We start from the raw sequence: 24856 nt of genomic DNA on the forward strand, positions 1-24856 counted from the left end.
CATAAAACAGTTAAAATGAAAAAACTCATATATCTAACCCTATTCATTACAGGGCTTGTTAATGCACAAATAACACCAGAATTTGAAATCGGAGCCAAAGGCGTTTTCTCTGGGAATTTAAACTTTAATTCCGAAGAGTCCAATGCAGTTACAGATTTCTCTGATACCCAATTGTTAATGGGGCTTAGTCAAAAGCTTTATAACAACTGGAGAGCACAATTTGTTTTGGGACTTCAATTTCCTGATGCCAATTCAAATTTGGGCGAGGTCTTTTACAATAATATTTTTATGAAATTGGAAGACCAAACCAATGTTATTAAAGTAGGACGTACACTTGCACAGACCAATTTAAATGAATTTCCAACCCTACGTGACGATGATGCACAACAGTTTGTCTATGCGCTTAATCCTTTCTCTAATGGAGTAAATACAGAACGTGACCAATATGCCAATGTGTTGGATTATACACATATATTCAAACAACGCTTTTTTGTTTCAATACACGGTGAAAACTTCTACGATAGTTTAGAGCCTGACGATTTTAGGTTAAACTCTATGGGGTTATCGTTGGTATACAGAGTACCAGAAAGTCAAAGGTGGAATAGAAATATCGTGCAACAAATTGGGTTGAGTTACAACAATTATTTCACTGATAGACCAGGCTATTCTAATGATTTTGATTCTTCGGTCAAAAACTTACTCTTTAGTACGATACTAAATTTAAAGCCAGACCCAATAGATTTTGTGGATTTTAAATTTCAAGCTATTCAAAACTTTGGATGGGACGAAATAACGGAGCTTAATGACTATTTCGACTATACAAGAACGCAGTCAACATCTCTCTTTGGCACCTTTAGATTTTTGAAACAAAAACTAGAACGCCCGCATTATCAAATTTCTATTGGCGGTGGATATAAATCTTTGGGCAATCTGTCTACTGATTCAGACCAATTAATATTTATAACAAACGGGTTTTATCGAATGGGCCAGAATTTTGATATTGGATTTCAGTATCGCTATACTGAAAATGCAGGTTTTACCCAAAACTTATTTGGGAAGAATGAGCACCGTTTTCAATTGGCATTGGTTTATTCTTTTAGTCAAATATTCAATAAGCAGTTTGGTGACCGTGAAGACTTATTAAACCTAGAACACAATTATATCAAATAAAAGTTAGTGACCTATACCACGCAACATATTAAAACAATAATTGTTCAAATAGTGATTTGGGCAGGCATTTTCTATTTCTTGGTACACCCTTTTACAATGGTCCTCTATTGGTTTGAGTATAGCAATACAGCATTTTCATTTCCTTTGTTTCAAGACGTTTTAAAAACTCGTTTTTTAGAATCTTTCACTTTCGATATGCGGGGAATGGGTATTCTACTCATGCTTTTAGGAAGTTTTCTGGGTATAATCTCAGGTCTGTTTTTCATAACGATTAAACAAAAGAATAAGCTCATCGGCACACAACAACGATTACTTGTTCGTGATATTGAGGCATTGATACAAGCTGGTGAAAATGAAAAGGTGGAATTCAAGTCTTCCATACGCTATGACTATTATCGCAAAGCAACCAACCGCGACCTAGAAAAGGTTATCGCTAAAACCATTACAGGTTTTATGAATGCAAATGGTGGAAAATTAATTATTGGTATAGATGATGATGGAAATGTTTTAGGATTAGAAAACGATTTCAAGACCCTTAAACACAAAAACAGGGATGGTTATGAGCGAGAAGTTTTCAGAATCATTTCTACTCAATTAGGCCATGAGGCTTGTTTCAGCAATCATATTTCATTCTACAGCTTAAATGAAAAAGATGTGTGTTTGGTAGACATCGAACCTTCTGAAAAACCTATTTACGTTAACGATACCGAAAATACCACCTTTTATGTTAGAACTGGCAATGCCACATATCCATTGACGGTCAAGGAAACTGTAGATTTTTTAAAAACAAAAAAAACCTAAAGCTATGCAATATGTCTGGTTCATATGGTCTCTTATCATCCTCGCCCTTTGGGCGGTAATCTATCTATTTAAAAAGGATACTAGGAAAGAAATGCTCAAAATGAGTTGGATCACCATGCCCTTTGGCCTTACGGAACCCTTGTTCGTGCCCGAGTATTGGTTCCCTCCTTCCCTTTTCGACCTAGCGCAAAATACTGGTTTTGATATAGAGAGCCTTATCTTCTCCTTTGCCATCGGCGGCATTGGAACGGTGCTTTACAACCTTATTTTTAAGAAGGCATTTGTTGAAATGCCGCATTCGGAAAGAAGCCACCGGAGGCATTCACTCCACGTTTACATTCTTTTTGTTCCTGTTCTGATTTTTGCGGCACTAAGCCTTTTTACAGGTCTTAATCATATTTATTGTGGGGTCATCGCCTTGTTTTTCGGAGGACTGGCAACCCTATACTGCCGCCCCGATCTAAAGGGTAAAATCTGGGTCGGTGGTATGCTGTTTACAGTGCTATACTTTATCTATTTCGGAAGTATCCTTCCGTTTTACCCCCAATATGTGGAGCTGTACTGGAATCTGGAAAATCTAACGCATATTCTTGTTCTGGGCATCCCCATTGAAGAACTTTTATTCGCCTTCACTTTTGGGATGTACTGGTCAGGACTATATGAGCACCTCTATTGGAGAAAAGTAATGAAACCGATAACCATTGATTAATGGTTATTTAATACGAACATTAAGTATCACTTATAAATAAAATGTCATGAAAATACTATTAGCAATAGATGGATCGGAATACAGCAATACAGCGGTGGAAGAACTTTCGAGAATGCCGTTCCCGTCCAATACCGAAGTACGTATCATCTCAGTTTTCGAGAATCCGTTATTGACCGCTCCGGGCGCCGTTCCAATGGGAGGCACTCTTGGCAACTATTATGAAGAAGCCGTGTCAAACGCAAAAAAAATGGCAGAAGACATCGTGCAGAATGCCAGTCAGGTATTGCAAAAGAAAAACGCCGATGTATCCGTTACGACGGATGTTGTGAACGGCCTTCCAAAAATCACGATTCTGGAAAAGGCCGAGGCTATGGGTGCGGAACTGATCGTGGTCGGGTCACATGGCCATGGTGCGTTCAAACGTTTCCTACTGGGCTCGGTTTCCCAGTCCATCTCCGCACATGCGAACTGTTCTGTATTAATAGTTCGAAGGCCCGATGCAAAAGAAAAAAGGTAATTCGCTTCAACCTCAGCGAAAAAAAATGAAGGAAGAGTTGGTTTGAAAAATATAGATACGTTGAACACTACTATGGAAAATACTTGTAAAATTACCGATTTGATTTGCTTACCGGACACCAAACTACCCCGGGTGGTCGTGGTGGGTGGTGGCTTTGCGGGCCTTGCCTTGGTAGAAGGTCTCAAAAAGAAAAACGTACAGATCGTATTGATGGACAAGAACAACTTCCATCAATTCCAGCCCCTGTTCTATCAAGTGGCCACCAGTGCACTCGAACCCGACAGCATCGTATTCCCTATCAGAAAACAGATCAGCGGTTACAAGAATGTTCAATTCCGCCTGGCGGAAGTCGTAGAAATAGAGCCATCCCGAAACCTACTGTTTACGAACAAGGGCAAATTGACCTATGATTACCTGATTTTGGCTACAGGAACGACCACTAACTTTTTTGGGATGGACAATGTGCAGAAAAACAGTCTAGGGATGAAAGACATCCGTGATTCCCTGAACATTCGTCATATGATGTTGCAGAATCTGGAACAGGCGGCAATTACCTGCGATGACGAAGAACGCGATGCCCTTACCAATTTTGTTATTGTAGGCGGGGGTCCCGCAGGCGTGGAAATGGCAGGCGCCTTGGCTGAATTTTGCAAATACATCCTTCCTAAAGATTATCCAGAATATCCAGCTACGATAATGAAAATTTATTTAGTTGAAGCATCAGGTGAGTTGTTGGGTGCTATGTCCGATAAAGCATCAGTAAAAACACTAAAATACCTAATGAAACTAGGTGTTGAAGTTTTGCTTAATGAATCGGTAAGTGGTTATGACGGCAAGGTTGTCCAGACCAAAAGCGGTAGAACGCTATTGGCAAGAAACCTTGTATGGACTGCGGGGGTTACAGGACAATTTCCCAAAGGGATAAACAAAGAATCCGTTGTAAAGGGCAACCGCCTGAAGACAAACAGGTACCTACAGGTGGAAGGCCATGAGAACATCTATGCCATCGGTGATATCGCCGCATTGATTTCCGAAGATACACCCAAGGGTCATCCACAGGTGGCACAGGCAGCTATTCAACAAGGAAAATACCTAGCTCAACTGCTCACGGACCTGATGAATGACATACCATCGAAACCTTTTGAATATAAGGACAAAGGGTCGCTGGCTACCGTTGGAAAACGAAGAGCGGTCGCCGATCTCGGTAAGCTCAAATTTGGTGGTTATTTTGCCTGGTTACTATGGTCCGTTGTACACCTGATGTCCATCAGTGGGTTTAGAAACAAACTGTTAGTGGGCTTTAATTGGGTCATAAGTTATTTTACCTATGAAAAGAGCAATAGGGTCATCATTAGAAATTTCAAACAAGGTTCCCATAAAGAATCTCAAGCGAACGAACAATTCAATGCTTCGAAAGCGGTAAGAAACTCACAAAAAACCAATATCGATGCTTAAAAACCGAAGTAACATAGGCATTCGAAAATTCTTTGGCCATTATGCCAAGGGACTCAACAACAGTGGGGTTGTTCTCTTTGTGACCGTAGTTATTGCAATGGTCTGGGCAAATTCCCCTTGGAAAGAATTTTATACCGGTCTTATGCAAACGGACATCGGTTTTTACATTGCGGATTTTCGGTTATCGGAACCTTTGCTGTTGTGGATCAATGATGGGTTGATGGCACTATTCTTTTTACAGGTCGGGCTAGAACTTAAACGGGAAATACTGGGGGGCAAACTTTCATCTCCTAAAAATGCAGTATTGCCCATAGGAGCTGCAATAGGAGGCATGGTAATCCCCGCCTTTATTTACTATTTGTTCAACGGTTCCGGGGAGGCTTCCCAAGGGTGGGGCATTCCTATGGCCACCGATATTGCCTTTTCGTTGGGGGTCCTGGCACTTATGGGGAAAAGATTGCCCACCGCCCTAAGGGTATTTTTGGTCACATTGGCAATCGTGGACGATCTGGGCGGTGTTCTGGTGATCGCCCTATTTTATACTTCCGGTATTTCGGGAATGGATTTGCTCCACGGGCTACTCTTCTTCGGACTTCTCCTCATTGGAAATTTCGCGGGGATAAGAAGTACTTGGTTTTATGCCATTGTAGGTATCGGAGGGGTGTGGTTGGCTTTCTTCTTTTCGGGCGTGCATCCTACGATTGCCGGAATTCTTACCGCTATAGCAATTCCCGGGAGGGTCAAAATTAAAGAGGATACCTTTTTAAAACGCCTGGATAAACTCCATAAAAGATTTCAAATGACAAAGTCGATTAAAGGCGCCCTTATTTCCAAGCAACAGTTGGAAATATTGGAAGAAATAAAAACCACAAGTTCCGAAGCGGAGACTCCGCTTCAAAAATTGGAAAAAGCCCTACATCCTCTGGTAAGCTTCATCATTCTTCCTTTGTTCGCCTTGGCAAATGCGGGGATACATCTTCATGGGGATTTGCTGAAGGTGCTAACCGGCCCAGTTGGCCTGGGAATCAGTTTGGGGCTGATTTTCGGAAAATTCATTGGTATTGCAGCCTTTTCGAGAATTCTTGTGGCACTTAAACTTGCCAAACTCCCTGAAAACGTAAGTTGGAATATGATTTATGGTACCGCCTTTTTGGGGGGCATCGGTTTTACCATGTCACTGTTTATTAATGAACTGGCCTTCTCAGATGAATCTTTGATTTTCGCCGCAAAAGTAAGTATCCTATTTGCCTCTCTAATTTCAGGAATAGTAGGTGCCATACTATTATATAAAAGCAGTAAAAAATTAATAACAATTAAATAAAAACAATATGAAAAAAATAGCAGTAGTAGGATACGGGGTCATCGGGAAAAGAGTAGCCGACGCCATTAATGTGCAGGAAGACATGAATCTTTTTGGGGTTTGCGATGTTATTAGCGATTGGCGCATACAGACCGCTGTAAAAAAGGGGTATACCATATTCGCAGCAACCAGTGAAGCCAGGGAAAAAATGGGGTCGGTAGGCATTCAGGTAGCTGGCTTATTTCAAGACCTTCTAAATAAAGTGGACCTTGTAGTTGATTGTACCCCAAAGAACATAGCCGCAAAGAATGTTGAAACCTATAAGAAACAAGGACTTAAATTCATAGTCCAAGGTGGTGAAAAACATGAAACGACCGGTCATTCCTTTAGTGCCGAAAACAATTACGAATCTGCGATAGATTTGGATGCCACAAGGGTAGTTTCCTGCAACACCACATCCATTTTAAGAACGCTGACCGCGCTAAAAAGGGCCGACCTGTTGGACTATGCCAGGGGCACTTTGTTAAGACGTGCCACAGACCCTTGGGAAAGCCATTTGGGCGGTATTATGAACACCATGGTTCCCGAGAAGGAAATACCGAGCCACCAAGGTCCGGATGCCCAAAGTGTAGATCCCGACCTCGATGTAATCACATCGGCGGTAAAGGTGCCCGAAACTTTGAGCCATATGCATTATTGGAACGTGAAACTAAAGAAAAAGGCCACTAAAGAAGAAGTGCTCGATGCCTTTAAGACCTCAAGCCGGATTAAACTGATACACTATGACCAAGGACTGGTTTCCAACAACACCATTAAGGAAATGTATCTGGATATGGGGCGGCCTTGGGGCGATATGTACGAGGTAGCCCTTTGGGAAGATATGTTAAAAGTGGTAGGCGACGAACTGTTTTATGCCTATGTCGTGGATAATCAGGCTATCGTAATACCCGAGACCATTGATGCCATACGGGCATTAACGGGCATCGAAAGGGATGGTCATACATCCATTGCCAAAACCAACAAAAGTTTGGGAATCAATTAAAATAAAAAGCATGAAAACATACGAAGATGTCGTGGAGCGTCTGGGTGATAAGGCATCCTACTATCTGGACCACGTTAGCGAAAAAATAACCAAGGATGAATTGCAGTTGCCCGAAAAAAATGTGGTGGATAAGGTATTCGTACCCAGTGACCGGAATACACGGGTCCTCGGAAGCCTATCTCAACTTTACGATCACGGCAACCTCGCAGGTACGGGATACTTGAGTATTCTTCCGGTCGATCAAGGCATTGAACATAGTGCAGCTTTTTCCTTTTATAAGAACCCCGATTATTTTGACCCTGAGAACATTATAAAACTGGCTATTGAAGCGGGTTGCAATGGAGTGGCCTCCACCTTTGGAGGTTTGGGTCTTTATGCAAGGAAATATGCACACAAAATTCCCTTTATCGTAAAAATAAACCACAACGAGCTTTTGTCCTATCCGAATACGTATGACCAAACTTTGTTCGGAACGGTCAAGGAGGCTTGGAATATGGGTGCGGTGGCAATCGGTGCGACCATATACTTCGGATCAAAGGAAAGTAACCGGCAGTTAAAAGAAATCGCAGAAGCCTTTGCCGAAGCACATAGTCTTGGAATGGCTACCATTCTATGGTGCTATACCCGCAATGACTCCTTTAAAACACAGGAGGAAGACTATCATTCATCGGCCGATTTGACATCACAGGCCAATCATCTAGGGGTTACCATACAAGCGGATATAATTAAACAAAAGTTGCCAACTACCAATTATGGATTCAAAAATATTGGATTCGGTAAATACGACGATGCCATGTATGAAACCTTGACCACGGAACATCCCATTGACCTATGTAGGCTACAAGTGGCGAATTGCTATATGGGAAAAATCGGGTTGATCAACTCGGGAGGCGGCTCCAAGGGAGAATCCGACCTGAGCGAAGCCATTATTACGGCAATCGTAAACAAACGGGCCGGGGGATCCGGTCTGATTCTGGGAAGAAAGGCTTTTCAGCGGCCGTTCAAAGAGGGTGTGGAACTTTTGCACGCGGTACAAGGTGTTTATCTGGAAAAGAAAATAACAATTGCATAACGGATACTAAGGAATGTTCGATACGGACATAAAATCACTGAAATCGCTTAACCACTACCTCCAAAAACTGGTGGAGAATAGGCTATGGCTAAAGGTTATCATCGCTTTGTTCCTTGGGGTAGGCCTTGGTCTTTTGTTAAGTCCGCAAAATGGTTGGATAACCAAAGGCACAGCTGATGTTCTGGGCAGTTGGTTGGCCCTGCCGGGCATGCTCTTTCTCAAGTTGGTACAAATGATTATGATTCCTTTGATCGTTGCCTCTATAATTACCGGCATTGCCAGCAACGACAAGGAGAATTTAAAAAAACTGGGGGGCGGTGTACTCTTGTATTTTATATCCACAACCATTATCTCGGTGACCATAGGTACAATCCTTGGATTAATCTTTAGCCCTGGAAAGTATCTGCACCAGCAAGCGATTGTAGATCATGAACAGGCTTTGGCCAATACGGCCGAAAGCACGGAATTATCGTTTGGGATAAACGATATTCCCAATGCCATAACAAATTTGTTGCCTGACAATCCGCTGGCATCCATGGTAAGTGGTGAAATGTTGAGTATCGTCATTTTTACCATTATCATAGGGGTCGCCGTATTATCCCTTCCCGATGATTTGCTACGGCCCGTAAAGTTATTGTTGAGTGCCATACAGGAAATCTGCATGACCGTGGTCAAATGGGCCATGTTGTTGGTTCCGGTAGCCGTGTTCGGCTTGATGGCGCAGCTGACCTCCAGCGTTGGTCTAAATTCCCTTTCGGGTCTAGGGTTTTATGTCGTTGTTGTGTTGATTGGGTTGTTGATTCTGATCGGAATTTACTTATTGGTTGTTAGCATTTTGGGCAAGGGCAATCCTTTTCAGTTTTTACGTAAGATCAGGGATGTGCAATTACTGGCATTCTCAACCACTAGTTCTGCAGCAGTAATGCCATTATCCCTTGAAACGGCGGAAGAAGAACTGGAAGTGGATCCTGCCATTAGTAATTTCATTATTCCAATAGGAGCTACTGTGAATATGGACGGTACGGCACTATATCAGACCATAACGACCTTATTTATAGCCCAGGCCTACGGATTGGAAATGGGCCTTTTGAATGTCATCTTGGTAGTGATTACTATCGTCGCGGCTTCCATTGGTACTCCGGCAATACCTGGTGGTGGGGTAGTGATTTTGGCCTCTGTACTTTCCAGTGCAGGAATACCTGCCGAAGGAATTATCATCATTATAGGGGTGGAACGGTTACTGGGGATGTTCCGTACCGCAGTTAATGTCACAGGCGACCTTACTGCCTGTATGGTGTTCAACCGCTTCTATGGAAATAAGCCCGCCATAAGCCCAAAAAGTATTTCAAAAACAAAAAAGGAGTATTCCACGGTTTAAAAATTTAAAAAATGATGAAGTCAATCAACGATATAGATCTTTCTCCAAAACCGAACAAGGAATATTGGATAAACTGCCATAGGGAATGGCGGGAGGAAATCATCTACTTTCTTATGGTAGACCGGTTCCATGACAGCAACAAACGGAATTCTTTGGACTTCGATGTTCGACATTCGGGTTTCGGCAACGATGACCAATTGCAAAAACCCTTAGGGGGCACGATCAAGGGAATCATCGACAATATCGATTACATCAAAGACTTGGGCTGTACCGCAATCTGGCTGAGTCCGGTATTTGAAAACAACCCCCGCTCCTATCATGGTTATGCCATCCAGAACTACTTGGATGTAGACAAACGTTGGGGTACCAAAAAAGATTTGGAAAGGCTTGTAGACAATGCACATAAATTGGATATACGGGTTTTCTTGGATGTCGTTCTACACCATTCCGGTGACAATTGGTCGTATCCGTTCGATTACCCTTATTACTATGCAAATGGACAACGGTTCCCATTGGGAGATTGGCGCGAAAAAGATAGGCCGCTCCCAATAGAACTAAGAGATCCCGAGCTTTACAACCGAAAAGGACAAATAAGTAATTTCGATACCTATCCCGAAACCCAAGAAGGTGATTTTTTGACCCTAAAAACATTTCGTAACGATGGTTCCCCCGAAAGCGAGAAGTTAGGGGAACTATTGGCCGCCATACATTGTTACTGGATACGCGAGACCGACGTGGACGGTTTTCGGTTGGATGCCGTCAAACATATGAAGGGACAGGATATTAGCCGTTTTTGTTCCACCATTCGTGAATATGCCTACTCCTTGGGCAAGAGAAACTTCTTTTTGTTCGGTGAGATTATCGGTAACGATGAGACGGGCAATCCGTATATCGGGCCGAAAATGTTACCGGAGGACCAGAACGTGTATTACGGGCTGGATTCCGTTTTGGACCATCCCCTACACAGTGTCCTGGCAGGAGTTATTAAGGGTGTTTCCTCTCCTGAAAGACTGTTGGAACGCTATTCCTCCTTGCAATGGAATGCGCTCAGCCGGGGCGAATATGGAGATTTCTTGGTGACCTATATCGATGATCACGACCAAGTGGGCACTGATTTTAAGCATCGCTTCGGCTACGATACCACTCCAGAACAGATCGTAGCGGGCGTGGGCTTTCTGCTCTGCGCCCTTGGTGCCCCGTGTATCTATTATGGAACGGAACAAGGCCTGGATGGAAATGGGATGGATGACCGATATATCAGGGAAGGCATGTTCGATCCCAATGATACCAAGACCAACGTATTGAACCGTAATTCATGGATATACAGAACAATTGCAGATTTGGCAAAACTGAGGCAAACTGAACCTATCCTGAAATTCGGTAGGATGTATTTTAGGGAAACTTCAAAAAACGCAATTGATTTTCACTATCCCAATTGCGAAGAATGTCTTTTGGCCTTTTCCAGGGTACTTCACAACGGAGAGATTTTGGTGGTATATAATTCGTCTCCAAAAGATACAAAAGAAGAGTATGTCTTAATTGATAATGGCATCAACAATGAAAACACCTATATGAAATGTATTTATGGAGGTAAAACCAAAATAAAAGTGCAAAAAAATGCGGATGGGCAAGATAGCCGACTTTATATCAAGTTAAAACTAAAACCCATGGAATTCTTGATATTCAAGAACAGTTAGTTGAACCTAGCATTTTTTGTATAAGATGATTTTATCGCGGAGAGAGTATGGCGTTTTAATCAAATAGAACTATGAAAGATTTTATTATAAAAACAGGAAAAAGGATGTTGGTCTTGTTATTGGTAGTAGCCGTACTTTTTATTTCTATAGGTGGGTATCAATATCTAAAGGTCGTTGTAGCACCTAAATATAATCCGGAAAGCATGCCCTTGAATTTTGAAATAGTTGGCTCAGGGGATAGGGATCTGGTTTTTATCCATGGCCTAACGGGCTCCAAAAACTATTGGAAAAGGGATTTGGATAGCATTTCAAGCACACATAAGCTTCTGTTGGTCGACCTGCTCGGTTTTGGCGACTCCCCAAAGCCCAATAGCGATTACAGCCTTGAGATGCAGGTGGGCGCTTTGGAAGCGATTATTTCAAAAGAAGGTTTTGATGGGGGCAGAACCGTGCTCGTCGCACACTCCATGGGCACTGTCATCGCATTGGCACTTCTTGAAAAACATCCCGATTGGTTTAAAGGGGCAATAGCGATAGGTACCCCGGTCTATAAGGATATGAAAGAATTTAATGATATAATGTCAGAACATTCTCTTTTTGACAGGCTTACGGCAAACAAATATTCCAAATACCTCTGTTTGCTGCATCCCATTTTTATGACCCGGATATTCAAGCCCGATAACCTGTCGGATGACGTATTTGCAGATGCCAATAAACACACTTGGCAGAGCTATTACAATTCGTTGAACGAAATAATCCTGGATACTGACCTATATGCCATCGCCAGAAACATCGGAAACAAAAAAGTTGTTTTTATCCATGGCGATCAAGATACCACGGCTCCCCTGGTTAATGCGGTAAAATTGGCCAATACCGTTTCAAATGCCGAATTTCTGACCGTCAATGGTGGCGACCATCAACTTTTTTTGAAAGACCCGAACATCGTCTGGAAAGCGGTCACGGATTTTTTCGGTTGATCGGCAGTAAAAATGGATTAGAATAAGAACTGGAAAATAAGAACTGGAAAATAAAAATGAAGATGAAAAAAACAAATAACACTACGCATCAACTCTACGGATCGATGCACACCGACATCGAGGGAGTAGAAAACCTCATAGAACTTGCCCTCAATATACGATGGTCATGGAACCACGCTTCCGATGAACTTTGGCAACAATTGGATCCCGAACTGTGGGAATTTACAAGGAATCCATGGGTCATATTACAGACCGTTTCACGGGATAAGCTGGAGCAGCATTTGTCCGATCCCGATTTTCGGTCAACACTGGACGCTCTTTTAAAGTTGAACGACGAAGCCCTTTCCGCTCCCTCTTGGTTCCAGCAAAAGCATCCAAAGACGCAGTTGCGCACCGTTGCCTATTTCAGTATGGAATATATGCTGAACGAGGCCCTTCCCATATATGCCGGTGGCTTGGGCAATGTAGCTGGCGATCAACTAAAATCGGCAAGTGATTTGGGCGTCCCCGTCGTTGCAGTGGGGCTGCTTTACGATAAAGGCTACTTCCGTCAGGAAATTGATAAATACGGCACCCAAAATGCCCTGTTCCCTTACAATGACCCCGGTCAGTTGCCCATTACGCCCTTACGTCTGCCCAATGGGGAATGGCTTCGCTTAAAAGTGTCTTTACCTGGCCACCCGATATGGCTACGTGCGTGGCAGGTAAAGGTAGGTAGGGCAAAGCTATATTTATTGGATAGCAATGACGCCGCGAATTTACCGGTCCACCGCGGCATTACCGATGAACTGTATGGCGGTGGTCCCGATCATCGCATAAAACAGGAAATCGTTCTGGGTATCGGTGGCTACAAATTGCTCAGGGCCTTGGATATCGATCCCGAAGTTTGCCATATGAACGAAGGCCATGCCGCTTTTCTCGTACTGGAACGTGCCAACGATTTTATGAAGGCGAACGGCACTTCGTTCGAAGAGGCCCTGGCCGTAACCCGGGCAGGTAATTTATTTACGACGCATACGGCGGTCCCCGCCGGTTTTGACCACTTTAGCCCATCGCTTATGGAGCAATTTCTTGGCGGGTATGCCAAGGAAGAACTGGGTATCGATCTCAACGACTTGATGGCCCTGGGTCGGGCAGATGCCAATAATCGATGGGAGAGTTTTAATATGGCCTATCTCGCCGTTCGTGGCAGTGGTGCCGTGAACGGTGTTAGCCGCTTGCATGGCGAGGTGAGCAGAAATCTCTTTAGCAAGCTTTTTCCACGTTGGCCCATATCCGAAATTCCCGTGGGCCATGTGACCAATGGGGTGCATATGCCCTGTTGGGATTCCAAATATGCCGATGAACTCTGGACGGAGTCCTGTGGAAAAGATCGTTGGAGAGGGGAGCTTACTGACCATGAAGCACATATTTCGAAGATTTCCGATGATAAATTATGGCAATTCAGGAACCAATCGAGAAATCGGCTAGTTGGTTTTATCAGGGAAAGATTTGAAAGACAAGCTATCGTTTCCGGTCTTTCCTCCGATATAATTGTTTCCGCAAAAAAGGTGTTTGATCCCAACACCTTGACCTTGGGCTTTGCCAGGCGATTTGTACCGTACAAGAGACCGGACCTTCTATTGCACGATCCGGAACGCTTTATCCGTATCCTTACCAACTCGGAACATCCTGTACAAATAGTCTTGGCCGGTAAAGCTCCACCATTTGACGAATCGGGGAAAGCATTGATACAAAAATGGGTGCAATTCATCCAACAGCATAATTTGTACAAGCATGTGATTTTTTTGAGCGACTATGACATGGTGTTGGCCGAGAATTTGGTACAGGGTGTCGATGTATGGCTCAATACCCCAAGACGCCCGTGGGAAGCGAGCGGAACCAGTGGCATGAAAGTACTTGTCAACGGGGGCATCAATTTATCTGAACTGGATGGTTGGTGGGCCGAGGCCTATACCCCGGAGGTAGGTTGGGCCTTGGGAGACGGTCAAGAACACGGCGATGACCCCGCTTGGGATGCAGCCGAGGCGACAGCCCTGTTTGACCTATTGGAACAGCACGTCGTGCCCGAATTTTATGCGCGCAATAAAAAAAACGTGCCCGAACAATGGGTATCACGGATGCGAAAAAGCATGGCGACCCTTACTCCCCAATTTTCTGCCAATCGCACCGTACGCGAGTATACGGAACAATTTTACCTTCCCGCGGCGGCAAGATATAAAAAACGGGTGGCAAGAAAAGGAGCCGCAGGAAAAAGGGTTTTAGATGCTGCGCATGATCTTGGGCATAAATGGGAGGCCATAAAATTCGGAGAAGTTCAAATTGAGAGCGAGCGCCACAAGCATCATTTTAAAGTCCCGGTTTGGCTGAATGAAATAAATCCTAAAAATATTAGCGTAGAGCTTTTTGCAGAAGGTATGAACGGCAAACCACCGGAAAGAATCAAAATGAAATTTGACTGGATGGGAGAACAAGGGGAACATAATTTCTATGCCCAGGTCAATACTCCCCGGCCCACCAATCACTATACCGTTCGTATTCTACCGGATTACGAAGGCGTTGCCGTGCCCTTGGAGGATAACATGATCCTGTGGCAACATTAACATCTATAAGAATTTAAAAATAAATAAGTAATGAAAACGCTTGAATACCATGAAGTTGTACTAAAGAAGGTAAGCTTTAATGATGAACTGTTAAAGAAAGAATTGGAAAAAGCGGTCAGGAATACCACTTGTTCGGAACAGCCCGCCCTGTTAGCGTGGTGTGCTAAGGAGTTAGGACCAAAATATGAAAAGATTGCCGCTTTTTATATGAAGGACAAGGATTGTGCCTTGCCAAATAAATGATTATTGATAAATAAACGAAAGAAATGGTTCAATCGGTCTAATGGGTTGAATCTTCATTACTAAAAGCCAAAAAATCTAATCTAATACAAATAATGTACCCGGAAAATTCAAACATATTTACCATAAATGGTGGTTCGTCCAGCATCAAGTTCGCTATGTACGAAATGGCCAAAACTCCGAAGCCTATATTTTCCGGGAGCATAAACCGCATTGGATTAAAGAATACAAGCTTTAATGTTACCTACGTCAATCGGGATGAAAAGATGAGTTATGATGTATACTGTCCCGGTTTTTACGAGGGCGCAATCTTTTTGATCTTATGGCTAAAAAGGCAAAACAGTTTTGATAGAGTTAAATGCATTGGCCATCGGGTTGTCCATGGCAGGGGCCATTCCCGTGCCGAAATGATAGATGCATCTTTACTAAGGGAATTAAAGCGAATAAGGGATTACGACCCGGAACATTTACCCGCTGAGATCGAAATCATCGAACTTTTTAAAAATAGATGTCCAGGAGTATTACAGGTAGCCTGTTTCGATACCGCCTTTCACACAACAATGCCACGCATAGCAAAAATATTGCCTATACCAAGGCGCTTTGATCGAGCTGGAGTTCAGCGGTATGGTTTTCATGGATTATCGTATGCTTTTCTTATGGAAAAGCTAAAGGAAATAGCGGGTGCCGATGAAGCGAACGGACGCATCATTCTGGCCCATCTTGGGAACGGGGCCAGTTTGGCGGCTTTGAAAGATGGCAAAAGTATGGATACCAGTATGGGCTTTACACCTGCAGGTGGATGTATGATGGGTACAAGGAGTGGGGATTTGGATCCGGGGGTTGCTTGGTACATGATGAACTGTGAGGGAATGAACACAAAACAGTTCAATCATTTGATCAATCATGAAGCCGGCCTTTTAGGGGTTTCGGAAACCAGTGCCGATATGCAGGACCTTCTGCAAATGGAAAGCTCGGATGTGAGGGCTGCAGATGCGGTGGCCCTATTTTGTTATCAGCTAAAAAAATGGATCGGCTCATTTATAACCGTATTGGAAGGCCTGGATACCTTGGTTTTTTCTGGCGGCATCGGGGAGAACGCACCCATAATCAGATCAAGGGTTTGCGAAGGCCTTCGTTTTGTAGGAATCGAATTGGACGAAGACCGAAACAATCAAAATCAATCCGAAATTTCGATAGAGGGTGGCAAAGTAAAGGTATTGGTAATCCCTACCAACGAAGAGCTAATGATCGCGAAATGTACGACGGACCTCTATATGGAATCAAAAATAAAGAACAACGGTTCAAAAATAAGTAAGACATGGAAAAGCAACATAGTGAAATAGGACAAGAGGAATTATCCAACGAACATCTAGGGAGAATAGATGCCTATTGGAGGGCCACCAATTATCTTTCCGTGGGGCAGATATATTTGCGTGACAATCCGCTGATGCGGGAACCGCTGAAACCGGAACATATCAAACCTATGTTATTAGGGCATTGGGGTACTACGCCCGGCCAAAATTTCATTTACGTACATCTGAACCGTATCATCAAAAAATATGATCTGAATATGATATACGTATCAGGTCCGGGTCATGGCGGACCGGCACTTGTTGGCAGTACCTACCTTGAAGGAACATATAGTGAAGTGTATCCTCACATAAGTCAGGATGAAGAAGGATTAAAAAAACTGTTTACACAGTTTTCCTTTCCGGGCGGAATCCCCAGCCATGTCTCCCCCGAATGTCCTGGTTCCATACACGAAGGCGGTGAACTGGGCTATTCCCTGAGCCATGCATTCGGTGCGGCCTTTGACAATCCCGATCTCATCGTGTCCTGTGTAGTGGGTGACGGGGAAGCGGAAACCGGTCCGTTGGCTACGGCATGGCACTCCAACAAATTCCTAAATCCGGTGACCGACGGTGTGGTGCTTCCCATTTTACATCTCAATGGGTATAAGATTGCCAATCCCTCCATTTTGGCCCGTATCGGGAATGAAGAATTGGAACAACTTTTTTTAGGGTACGGATGGAAACCCTATTGGATCGAAGGGGATGACCCTAAGTCTATGCACCAAAAAATGGCTCAGCTATTGGATCAGGTAATCGAGGAAATTAATGCGATAAAGGAAAATGCCGCCCAAGATGACAATGCGGAACGCCCCCATTGGCCCATGATCATTCTCAAGTCCCCCAAAGGGTGGACGGGACCCAAGTTTGTGGACGGCCTACCGGTGGAAAATCATTTCAGATCGCATCAGGTACCCTTATCGGATGTGGCAAATAATCCAAAGCACCTAAAGCAGTTGGAAGATTGGTTTAAAAGCTACAGACCTGAAGCGCTTTTTGATAAACAGGGACGATTTTTATCAGAATTGGCCGACCTGGCACCTAAAGGCGAACGGCGAATGGGGGCTAATCCGCATGCCAACGGAGGAATTTTATTAAAGGATTTACATATGCCCGACTTTAGGAATTATGCATTGGATGTTTCGGAACGGGGAAAAATGGGAAATGGCGACACCCGCGTTCTAGGCGAATTTGCCAGGGATATCATAAAATTGAACGAAGCACAACGAAACTTTAGGATTTTCGGCCCCGACGAAACGCTTTCCAATCGTTTAAATTCAGTTTTCGAGGCTACTGATCGCCAATGGGAAGCCGAAACCATGGCTACCGATGAACTCCTCAAAAAAGACGGGCGCGTGGTGGAAATGTTGAGCGAGCACCAATGCGAGGGCTGGCTAGAAGGGTATCTCTTAACCGGACGACATGGTCTGTTCAATTGTTACGAGGCGTTCATCCATATTATCGATTCCATGTTCAACCAACACGCCAAGTGGCTAAAAGTAACCTCAGAGCTACCTTGGCGCAGAAAGATCGCCTCCCTGAACATACTTTTGGCGTCCCATGTATGGCGACAGGACCACAATGGGTTCACCCACCAAGATCCTGGCTTTATTGATCATGTGGTCAATAAAAAAGCCGAAATAGTCCGTGTTTATTTGCCGCCCGATGCCAATTGTCTTCTATCCGTCATGGACCATTGTTTTCGAAGCAAGCATTATGTAAATGTTGTCGTCGCCGGTAAACATCCCGCACCGCAATGGCTCCCTATGGAGGAGGCGGTCATACATTGTGCCAAAGGCATCGGTATCTGGGCATGGGCCAGTAATGATATAGATGCGGAACCCGACGTGGTCATGGCCAGCGCAGGCGACGTGCCTACCCTTGAAACCTTGGCGGCCGTATCCATACTTCGCGAAAAATTACCAAATCTGAAAATACGGGTCGTAAACGTGGTCGATCTGATGAAGCTCCAGACCGAGACGGCACATCCACATGGATTAAAGGATGCCGATTTTGATATGTTGTTCACTAAAGACAAGCCTGTCATTTTCGCTTTTCATGGCTATCCATGGCTTATACATAGATTGACCTACAATCGTACGAACCATTCCAATTTTCACGTAAGGGGCTATAAGGAAGAAGGCACTATAACTACCGCTTTTGATATGACGGTATTGAACGATATAGATCGATTTCATTTGGTACAGGATGTTTTGGACAGGTTGCCGAACCTCGGCGACGAAGTGGCATACCTGAAACAGGAAATGCAAGACAAACTGATCGAACACAAGTACTACATCCGTAAAAATGGGCTGGATATGCCCGAGGTCAGGGATTGGAAGTGGAACGGGCAAGCCTAATGTGATAGCAAAGCTCGACTATCGAGTAAATAATAGTTTAAAAAAAAAGGAAAATGGACAATGGCAAAATAAAACATATCGGGGTATTCACTTCAGGGGGCGATTCTCCGGGAATGAACGCTGCGCTCTTCGGAACTGCAAAGGTAGCTGAGCAACATGGCATCAGGGTAAGCGGCATCCTAAAGGGGTACGAAGGCATGATAGATGGGCATTTTATCCCACTGGAAAGCCAACAGCTACAAAAAACGGTACACCGTGGTGGTACGGTATTGAAAACCGCCAGAAGCGAGCGATTTATGGCTCTGGAAGGAAGACAACTTGCCTTTAAAAACCTTCAGGACAATGATATCGATGCCGTGGTAGCCATTGGTGGTGACGGTACTTTTAAGGGTTTGCTTGCCTTTTCGGAAATATGTGATATCCCGTTCATAGGTATTCCCGGGACCATTGACAACGATATTTCCGGCACCGATTACACCCTCGGATTTGATTCCGCAGTAAACACGGCCATTGAAAATATCGATAAAATTAAAGATACCGCCGAATCCCACAATCGGGTATTTATTGTGGAAGTAATGGGCAGGGATAGCGGTTATATTGCCATTCATTCCGGATTGGGCGTTGCTGCCGATGCCATATTGATACCTGAGAGCGGTGAAGATTTTCTCCAGTTGCTAAAAAAGGTCAAGGACTATAAAAGTGAAGATGGGTTTATCGTGGTGGTTTCGGAAGGAGATGAATTGGGAGCAGGACTCGTGGCATCAAAGATCAAGGAAATCAATTCAAAAGTGGACCTGCGGATCACAAAACTTGGTCATGTGCAACGGGGAGGAAACCCCTCGTCCCTGGACAGAATGTTGGGAATCAGGCTTGGATCGGCCGCAGTGAGGGCACTTTTGCTGGGAAGAAGAAATGCAATGGTCGGGGTTTTGGACAATCAGTTGAGCCTGACCCCTTTTGAGCAGGTGGTAAAACAGCACCAAGTGAACGATGAACTGCAAGAACTTTTAAAAATATTCGGTACTTAAAAATGAAAAGATCCTTACCCGACATATTGATCATTTTCCTGCTGACCGCGGCGACCATTATCTTTGAGATCAGTCTGTCACGTCTATTTTCTTACCTTCTCAGTTTTCATTTCGTGCTCATTATCATTGCTTTTTCCATATTGGGATTGGGGATCGGCCAGATAAGCTATGCCAAGTTCTACAATAGAATGGACAAGGCATGGGATTTTTGGGCCGCCTTACCTGCGATTGCCACGTTCTTGGGTTTTTCCCTATTGCTCGCACTATCAAAAATCAGTGGTTCGTCCTTAAATGATTTGGGCCTGCTTGCTTTTATTGTCCTCTCTATCGTTCCGTTTATTGCCATCGGGGTTGTCTATGCCTTTATATTCGAAAGGAATAAACGCCATGCATCTACCTTTTATGCCATAGATCTTATTGGGGCGGCCGGCGGGGCACTGGTCTCGGTATTTCTGCTCAATACGTTCAGCTTGGTCTATGTGGTGGCAATAGCCATAGGGCTTCTGCTGCTTGTTTGGGCTATACACGCATTCGCAAGCAAAAATCGCTATTCAATGGCATTGGCCCTTTTATCGGTGGCCATTATCATTTTGATGGGGCTTGGAAAGGATACCCTCGACATCGATATCCCCGTTTCAAAAGACCCCTCGAAGGATATGTATCGCCTAATGAACAATCCTGCCCTACAAAGTGAAAAACTGGAAAGTCGTTGGAGCGCTTTTGGCAAGACCGACCTGGTACAATTCACTTATCCCGACAGTACCGTGTCAAAAACCATGTTCATCGATGGGGCCGCGGGGACCGATGTGGTGAACATTGACGAGCTGGCAAAGGACACTTTAAAAATAAGAAAGGCACTATCGGGTCTCCCGGCCGTGTTTGCCATGAATTTTGTCAATAAAAACGATAAGGATTCAGTCCTTATAATCGGACCAGGTGGAGGGATAGACATTGCAGCGGCATATTTTTCGGGCTACAGCTATATTGATGCCGTCGAGGTCAATCCCTCTTTTGTGCAGCTCATGGAAAAATACAATCCCGCTACCTTCCTTGATAAGGAGAACATACAGGTAGAGGTAAACGAGGGCAGGAATTTTGTGATCAAGAACAAGGGAAAATATGATGCCATACTATTGACCATTCCCGTAACCAAGGGGTCCCGGGGCACCGACTTCTACGGACTTACGGAAAACTACCTGTTTACCATGGAAGCTTTGGCCGATTACTTGGAGGGCCTGACGGAAAACGGGGCCATCTATTTCACGATGCACGGCAGACAGGAAGTATATAAAATGTTGGCCAACTATATGGAACTCCAAAATCGGATGGGGATCGGCCCAAAGGAGGCTCTTAAAAAGGTCTATATCTTCTCAAACGGAATGAACCCCGTACTGGTCATTAAAAAGACTCCTTTTGAACAGGAAATGATCGAGGAGGTGCATCGTATCGCACACTATCTGGGACTGGACCAAGATGTGTTCTACTTTCCATACATAAAACAAGAGGGTTTGGATACGATCGTGCGGAACGTAAATTATCAATGGCTTATGTTCGACGACCTGATCTATGATATTTCCTCGGGCACCTATCCCCATGACGAGCTTTGGAAAACGGCATCCATAAACCTAAGACCGGTCAGTGATGATTCGCCGTATTTTTTCAATTACAACAATGGTATCCCCGATGCCATGGCAACGCCCCTATGGCTGGGAATATTCATTCTTGGGTGGTTTCTGTTCAATCATATAAACAAATGGAAATCGGTTTCCTTTTATGAAGACACCGCGGTAACCGCTCAAAAAAAGTTCCGTGTCTTGGCCCTATTGGCCTTTTTATTGGGGTTTTCGTACATTCTTATACAAGGTTACCTGTTCCAGGTACTCAATTTAAAACTGTCGAGCCCGTCGCAGTCATTTTCATTGTTGCTTTTTACATTTCTATTGGGCAATGGTATGGGCAGCTTAACGACGAGGGCGTTCAAAAAAAACCTTCCCCAAAAACTGACAGTGTATGCGGCATTGATTATTATAACATCTTTGCTCACCGTGTATGTACTGCTCCCTATGTGGTACGAACGGTTATCGGAATTTTGGGTGGCCATTCTTTTACTGTTTCCATCCTTTTTCATAGGGGTACCCTTTCCCCTATTGCTAAGAATAGCGACCTCATTTAAAGAGAAGCAGATCATTTCCTATTTATTGGGTATATCCAGCGTGGCAGGGGTCGCAGCCTCCATTTTTGCCATTGTCATCTCTATCCTATACGGCTACAGCTACGTATTCTTGCTCGGACTCTTGGGGTACGCGGTATTGATCGTGATGGCATATCGATTAAAAAAACCTAAAATCGTACATCTATGAAAAAATGGTCGTTATTTATAGGAAGCTACTCCGGCATCAAGGTATTTATCCATTGGACCTTTTGGATCATCATTGGATGGATCTTCATGATGCACTTTCAAATGGGCCATGGCTGGGCAGAAGGCATACAAGGGGCTCTTTTTATTCTCGTTCTGTTCGCCTGTGTGGTGCTGCACGAGTTTGGCCATGCCCTCACGGCTAAAAAATATGGGATTCCCACGCGCGATATTACGCTCTACCCCATTGGTGGCGTGGCCAGTCTTGATAAAATGCCCGATAAACCTGCCCAGGAACTGGCCGTGGCCCTGGCCGGTCCAGCGGTAAACTTCGTCATTGCCGGAGTCCTCTATATCTTTTTGTACGTGAACGACCAACTACTGCCAATTTCTGAAATAGACCATATGACCGGCGGCAATTTCTGGTTCAATATCATGGCCGCCAATGTGATATTGGCCGTTTTTAACCTGATACCTGCCTTTCCGATGGATGGCGGAAGGGTGCTCAGGGCAGTATTGGCATTCAACATGGGCAAATTGAAAGCGACCACCATCGCTGCGCGGGTAGGGCAGTTTCTTGCTATAGTATTTGTATTTCTAGGTTTCTTTACCAATTTCTGGTTGGTTTTCATCGGTCTGTTCATCTATCTGGGGGCCGGAGCCGAGGAAGTGCACGAAAGCACCAAATCAGCACTCACCGGATATACGGCCAAAGATGTTCTGATCCGGCAATATACCCGCTTGTTGCCTGGGGAAACCTTGGAAAAGGCCGTACAGTTGTTACGGAATACCCAGGAACAAGGATTTGTAGTTGTAGAAAACGATCGGGTACTAGGTGTCCTTACCCGAAAAGAATTGATCAGGGGATTGTCCGCTTATGGAAATACCTTCCCGGTATCCAATGTAATGCGGAAAGATTTCGTCATAGTTACCCCGGATATGCCCTTACAGCAGGTATATGAAAAGCTAATGACCAACAATGCCCAACTTGCCCCCGTCTTGGAGGACGGTCGGCTTATGGGCATTGTGGACGTGAAGGGCATTAATGAAATGGTCATGATGAAAAAGGCATTGGCCAAAAAGGATGGAATCGCAAAGGCTTGAAATAGGGAAAAAACAGAAACTGAAAGGATTTTAATATTATAAGTTACAGAATTATGAAACAGCCAATTAAAGACATAACATCCCCCGCAGACCTGAAAGGTCACGATCTAGGTACGGGGCCTATCAGGCAACAACGTCCGGTTTATGTGGATTTACTTCCCCCGTGCAACAATGCTTGTCCTGCCGGCGAAAACATACAGGCTTGGCTAGAACTGGCGCAAGCGGAAAAATTTGAAGAAGCTTGGCAGGTCATCATGCAAGACAACCCCATGCCCGCCGTGATGGGCCGCGTTTGTTACCACCCGTGCGAAGATGGCTGTAACCGCACCTTTATAGACAGTCCGGTCAGCATTCACGCCATGGAACGTTTTCTAGGCGATGAGGCGGTCATGAAAAATTGGCAGGTCAAATTCGACAAAAAACCGGGAGGCAAACGGGTACTTGTGATCGGTGCCGGACCAAGTGGTTTGTCCGCGGCATACCATCTTACCAGGTTGGGGCACACGGTTGAAATCCATGAGGCAGGGCCGGTGGCAGGCGGTATGATGCACTTTGGGATCCCCGCCTACCGGCTTCCGCGAAATATGCTTGATCAAGAGGTGCGGCGAATTGAAAAAATGGGCGTCAAAATCAGGCTCGATCGTAAAGTAGAAAATGTGCTTAAAGAACAAAAAGCAGGCAGTTTCGATGCCGTGTTCATCGCCGTAGGGGCACATCTCTCTAAAAAAATCGATATCCCCGGCAGGGATGCCGGAAAGATTCTGGACGCCATCGGTTTTCTAAAACAAGTGGAACAGGGCGAAACACCTAAAATTGGCAGAAAAGTGGCCATTTATGGCGGAGGCAACACGGCCATGGATGCCGCACGTACGGCAAAGCGGATGGGAGCCTCGGAGGCGACCATCATCTACAGGCGCGACCGCAAGCACATGGCCGCCCACGAATTTGAAGCTCAAGAAGCTATCGAAGAAGGTGTAAAGATCAACTGGCTGCGCACCATAAAAGCGATGGACGAAGAAACATTCACCGTTGAGGTCATGCGGCTGGAAGATGGCCGCCCCGTGGGCACGGGACAATTCGAAACCCTGGAAGCGGACACACTGATATTGGCCGTGGGACAGGATACCGATACAGGATTTTTAAAAAGCGTACCCGGCATTGGGTTCAAGGAAGATGGAACGGTCATCGTAGGACCGGATATGATGACCGGCCGTAAAGGCATCTTTGCCGGGGGCGATATGGTGCCCAGTGAGCGCAGCGTAACAGTGGCGATAGGGCATGGCAAAAAGGCGGCACGACATATTGACGGTTTTTTGCGGGAGGCACCCTATAAAAAACCTCCCAAACACCCGGTGGTGGGCTATGAACGGTTACACCTTTGGTATAAAACAAACGCCAAAAAAAAGGAACAGGCCATACTCCCTGCCGAAAAGCGGGTGGAAGGCTTCGATGAGATAAAGGCAGGCTTGAGCAAAGAAGAAGCCTTGTTTGAATCACAACGCTGCCTCTCCTGTGGCAATTGCTTTGAGTGCGATGGCTGCTATGGGGCCTGCCCCGAAGATGCCATACTAAAATTGGGGCCTGGCAACGGATACCAGTATGACTTCGATCGTTGCACCGGCTGTGCGATATGTTATGAGCAGTGCCCTTGTCATGCCATAGAAATGATTCCCGAACCTCAAACCAAAATATCATAAT

General features: G+C 44.7%; 19 protein-coding genes. All 19 read left to right on the plus strand.

All coding sequences use genetic code 11. From position 1 onward, the window contains the following. The first annotated feature begins 15 nt into the window (after window positions 1-15). Complete coding sequence (locus tag BFP75_RS04345) at window positions 16-1170, plus strand: hypothetical protein (RefSeq protein WP_099543640.1); 1155 nt, start codon at window positions 16-18, stop codon at window positions 1168-1170. A gap of 204 nt (window positions 1171-1374) precedes the next feature. Beyond that, window positions 1375-1971 carry a helix-turn-helix domain-containing protein gene (locus tag BFP75_RS04350; protein ID WP_165776539.1) on the plus strand — a complete coding sequence of 199 codons (597 nt, stop codon included), beginning with the start codon at window positions 1375-1377 and terminating at the stop codon, window positions 1969-1971. 4 nt (window positions 1972-1975) lie between these two features. Then, window positions 1976-2680, plus strand: coding sequence for a lycopene cyclase domain-containing protein (locus BFP75_RS04355; RefSeq protein WP_099543646.1), 705 nt, complete (start codon window positions 1976-1978; stop codon window positions 2678-2680). A 46-nt stretch (window positions 2681-2726) separates the two neighbouring features. Next, window positions 2727-3197 (plus strand): universal stress protein, encoded by a 471-nt coding sequence (locus tag BFP75_RS04360; RefSeq protein ID WP_099543649.1) that lies wholly within the window; start codon window positions 2727-2729, stop codon window positions 3195-3197. A gap of 72 nt (window positions 3198-3269) precedes the next feature. After that, window positions 3270-4652 (plus strand): NAD(P)/FAD-dependent oxidoreductase, encoded by a 1383-nt coding sequence (locus BFP75_RS04365; protein WP_099543652.1) that lies wholly within the window; start codon window positions 3270-3272, stop codon window positions 4650-4652. Continuing rightward, window positions 4645-5973, plus strand: coding sequence for a Na+/H+ antiporter NhaA (gene nhaA, locus BFP75_RS04370; RefSeq protein ID WP_099543655.1), 1329 nt, complete (start codon window positions 4645-4647; stop codon window positions 5971-5973). Before BFP75_RS04365 ends, nhaA begins: the two co-directional genes overlap by 8 nt. 7 nt (window positions 5974-5980) lie before the next feature. After that, entirely contained in the window at window positions 5981-6994 is a 1014-nt protein-coding gene (locus BFP75_RS04375) for a type II glyceraldehyde-3-phosphate dehydrogenase (RefSeq protein WP_099543658.1), read from the plus strand. Between the two features lie 10 nt (window positions 6995-7004). After that, window positions 7005-8066, plus strand: coding sequence for a class I fructose-bisphosphate aldolase (locus BFP75_RS04380; RefSeq protein ID WP_099543972.1), 1062 nt, complete (start codon window positions 7005-7007; stop codon window positions 8064-8066). 13 nt (window positions 8067-8079) lie between these two features. Continuing rightward, window positions 8080-9444: a dicarboxylate/amino acid:cation symporter gene (locus tag BFP75_RS04385; protein WP_099543660.1), complete on the plus strand. Its 1365-nt coding sequence runs from the start codon at window positions 8080-8082 to the stop codon at window positions 9442-9444. An 11-nt stretch (window positions 9445-9455) separates the two neighbouring features. Beyond that, window positions 9456-11141, plus strand: a complete 1686-nt coding sequence (locus tag BFP75_RS04390) for an alpha-amylase family glycosyl hydrolase (protein ID WP_099543662.1) — start codon at window positions 9456-9458, stop codon at window positions 11139-11141. 71 nt (window positions 11142-11212) lie between these two features. Beyond that, on the plus strand, window positions 11213-12118 hold the full coding sequence (locus BFP75_RS04395; protein WP_240531697.1) for an alpha/beta fold hydrolase: 906 nt from the start codon (window positions 11213-11215) through the stop codon (window positions 12116-12118). 62 nt (window positions 12119-12180) lie between these two features. Further along, window positions 12181-14721, plus strand: a complete 2541-nt coding sequence (gene glgP / locus BFP75_RS04400) for an alpha-glucan family phosphorylase (protein WP_206073484.1) — start codon at window positions 12181-12183, stop codon at window positions 14719-14721. Window positions 14722-14751: 30 nt separating this feature from the next. Then, a complete protein-coding gene (locus tag BFP75_RS04405) occupies window positions 14752-14964 on the plus strand; it encodes a hypothetical protein (RefSeq protein WP_099543667.1) in 213 nt (70 codons plus the stop codon). A 92-nt stretch (window positions 14965-15056) separates the two neighbouring features. Further along, window positions 15057-16304 carry an acetate/propionate family kinase gene (locus BFP75_RS04410; protein ID WP_099543669.1) on the plus strand — a complete coding sequence of 416 codons (1248 nt, stop codon included), beginning with the start codon at window positions 15057-15059 and terminating at the stop codon, window positions 16302-16304. Then, window positions 16280-18670, plus strand: a complete 2391-nt coding sequence (locus BFP75_RS04415) for a phosphoketolase (protein WP_099543670.1) — start codon at window positions 16280-16282, stop codon at window positions 18668-18670. The genes BFP75_RS04410 and BFP75_RS04415 overlap by 25 nt, the downstream gene beginning before the upstream one ends. Window positions 18671-18723: 53 nt before the next feature. Beyond that, complete coding sequence (locus BFP75_RS04420; protein WP_099543672.1) at window positions 18724-19698, plus strand: ATP-dependent 6-phosphofructokinase; 975 nt, start codon at window positions 18724-18726, stop codon at window positions 19696-19698. A gap of 2 nt (window positions 19699-19700) precedes the next feature. Beyond that, complete coding sequence (locus tag BFP75_RS04425; RefSeq protein WP_099543674.1) at window positions 19701-22058, plus strand: hypothetical protein; 2358 nt, start codon at window positions 19701-19703, stop codon at window positions 22056-22058. Next, window positions 22055-23158, plus strand: a complete 1104-nt coding sequence (locus tag BFP75_RS04430; protein ID WP_099543676.1) for a site-2 protease family protein — start codon at window positions 22055-22057, stop codon at window positions 23156-23158. The genes BFP75_RS04425 and BFP75_RS04430 overlap by 4 nt, the downstream gene beginning before the upstream one ends. A 53-nt stretch (window positions 23159-23211) precedes the next feature. Next, the gene (locus BFP75_RS04435) at window positions 23212-24855 is read left to right on the plus strand and encodes an NAD(P)-binding protein (RefSeq protein ID WP_099543677.1); all 1644 of its coding nucleotides are present in this window, start codon (window positions 23212-23214) and stop codon (window positions 24853-24855) included. Window position 24856 lies beyond the last annotated feature (1 nt).

Source organism: Maribacter sp. 4G9 (assembly GCF_002742265.1).
In the GTDB taxonomy this organism is placed as follows: domain Bacteria; phylum Bacteroidota; class Bacteroidia; order Flavobacteriales; family Flavobacteriaceae; genus Maribacter.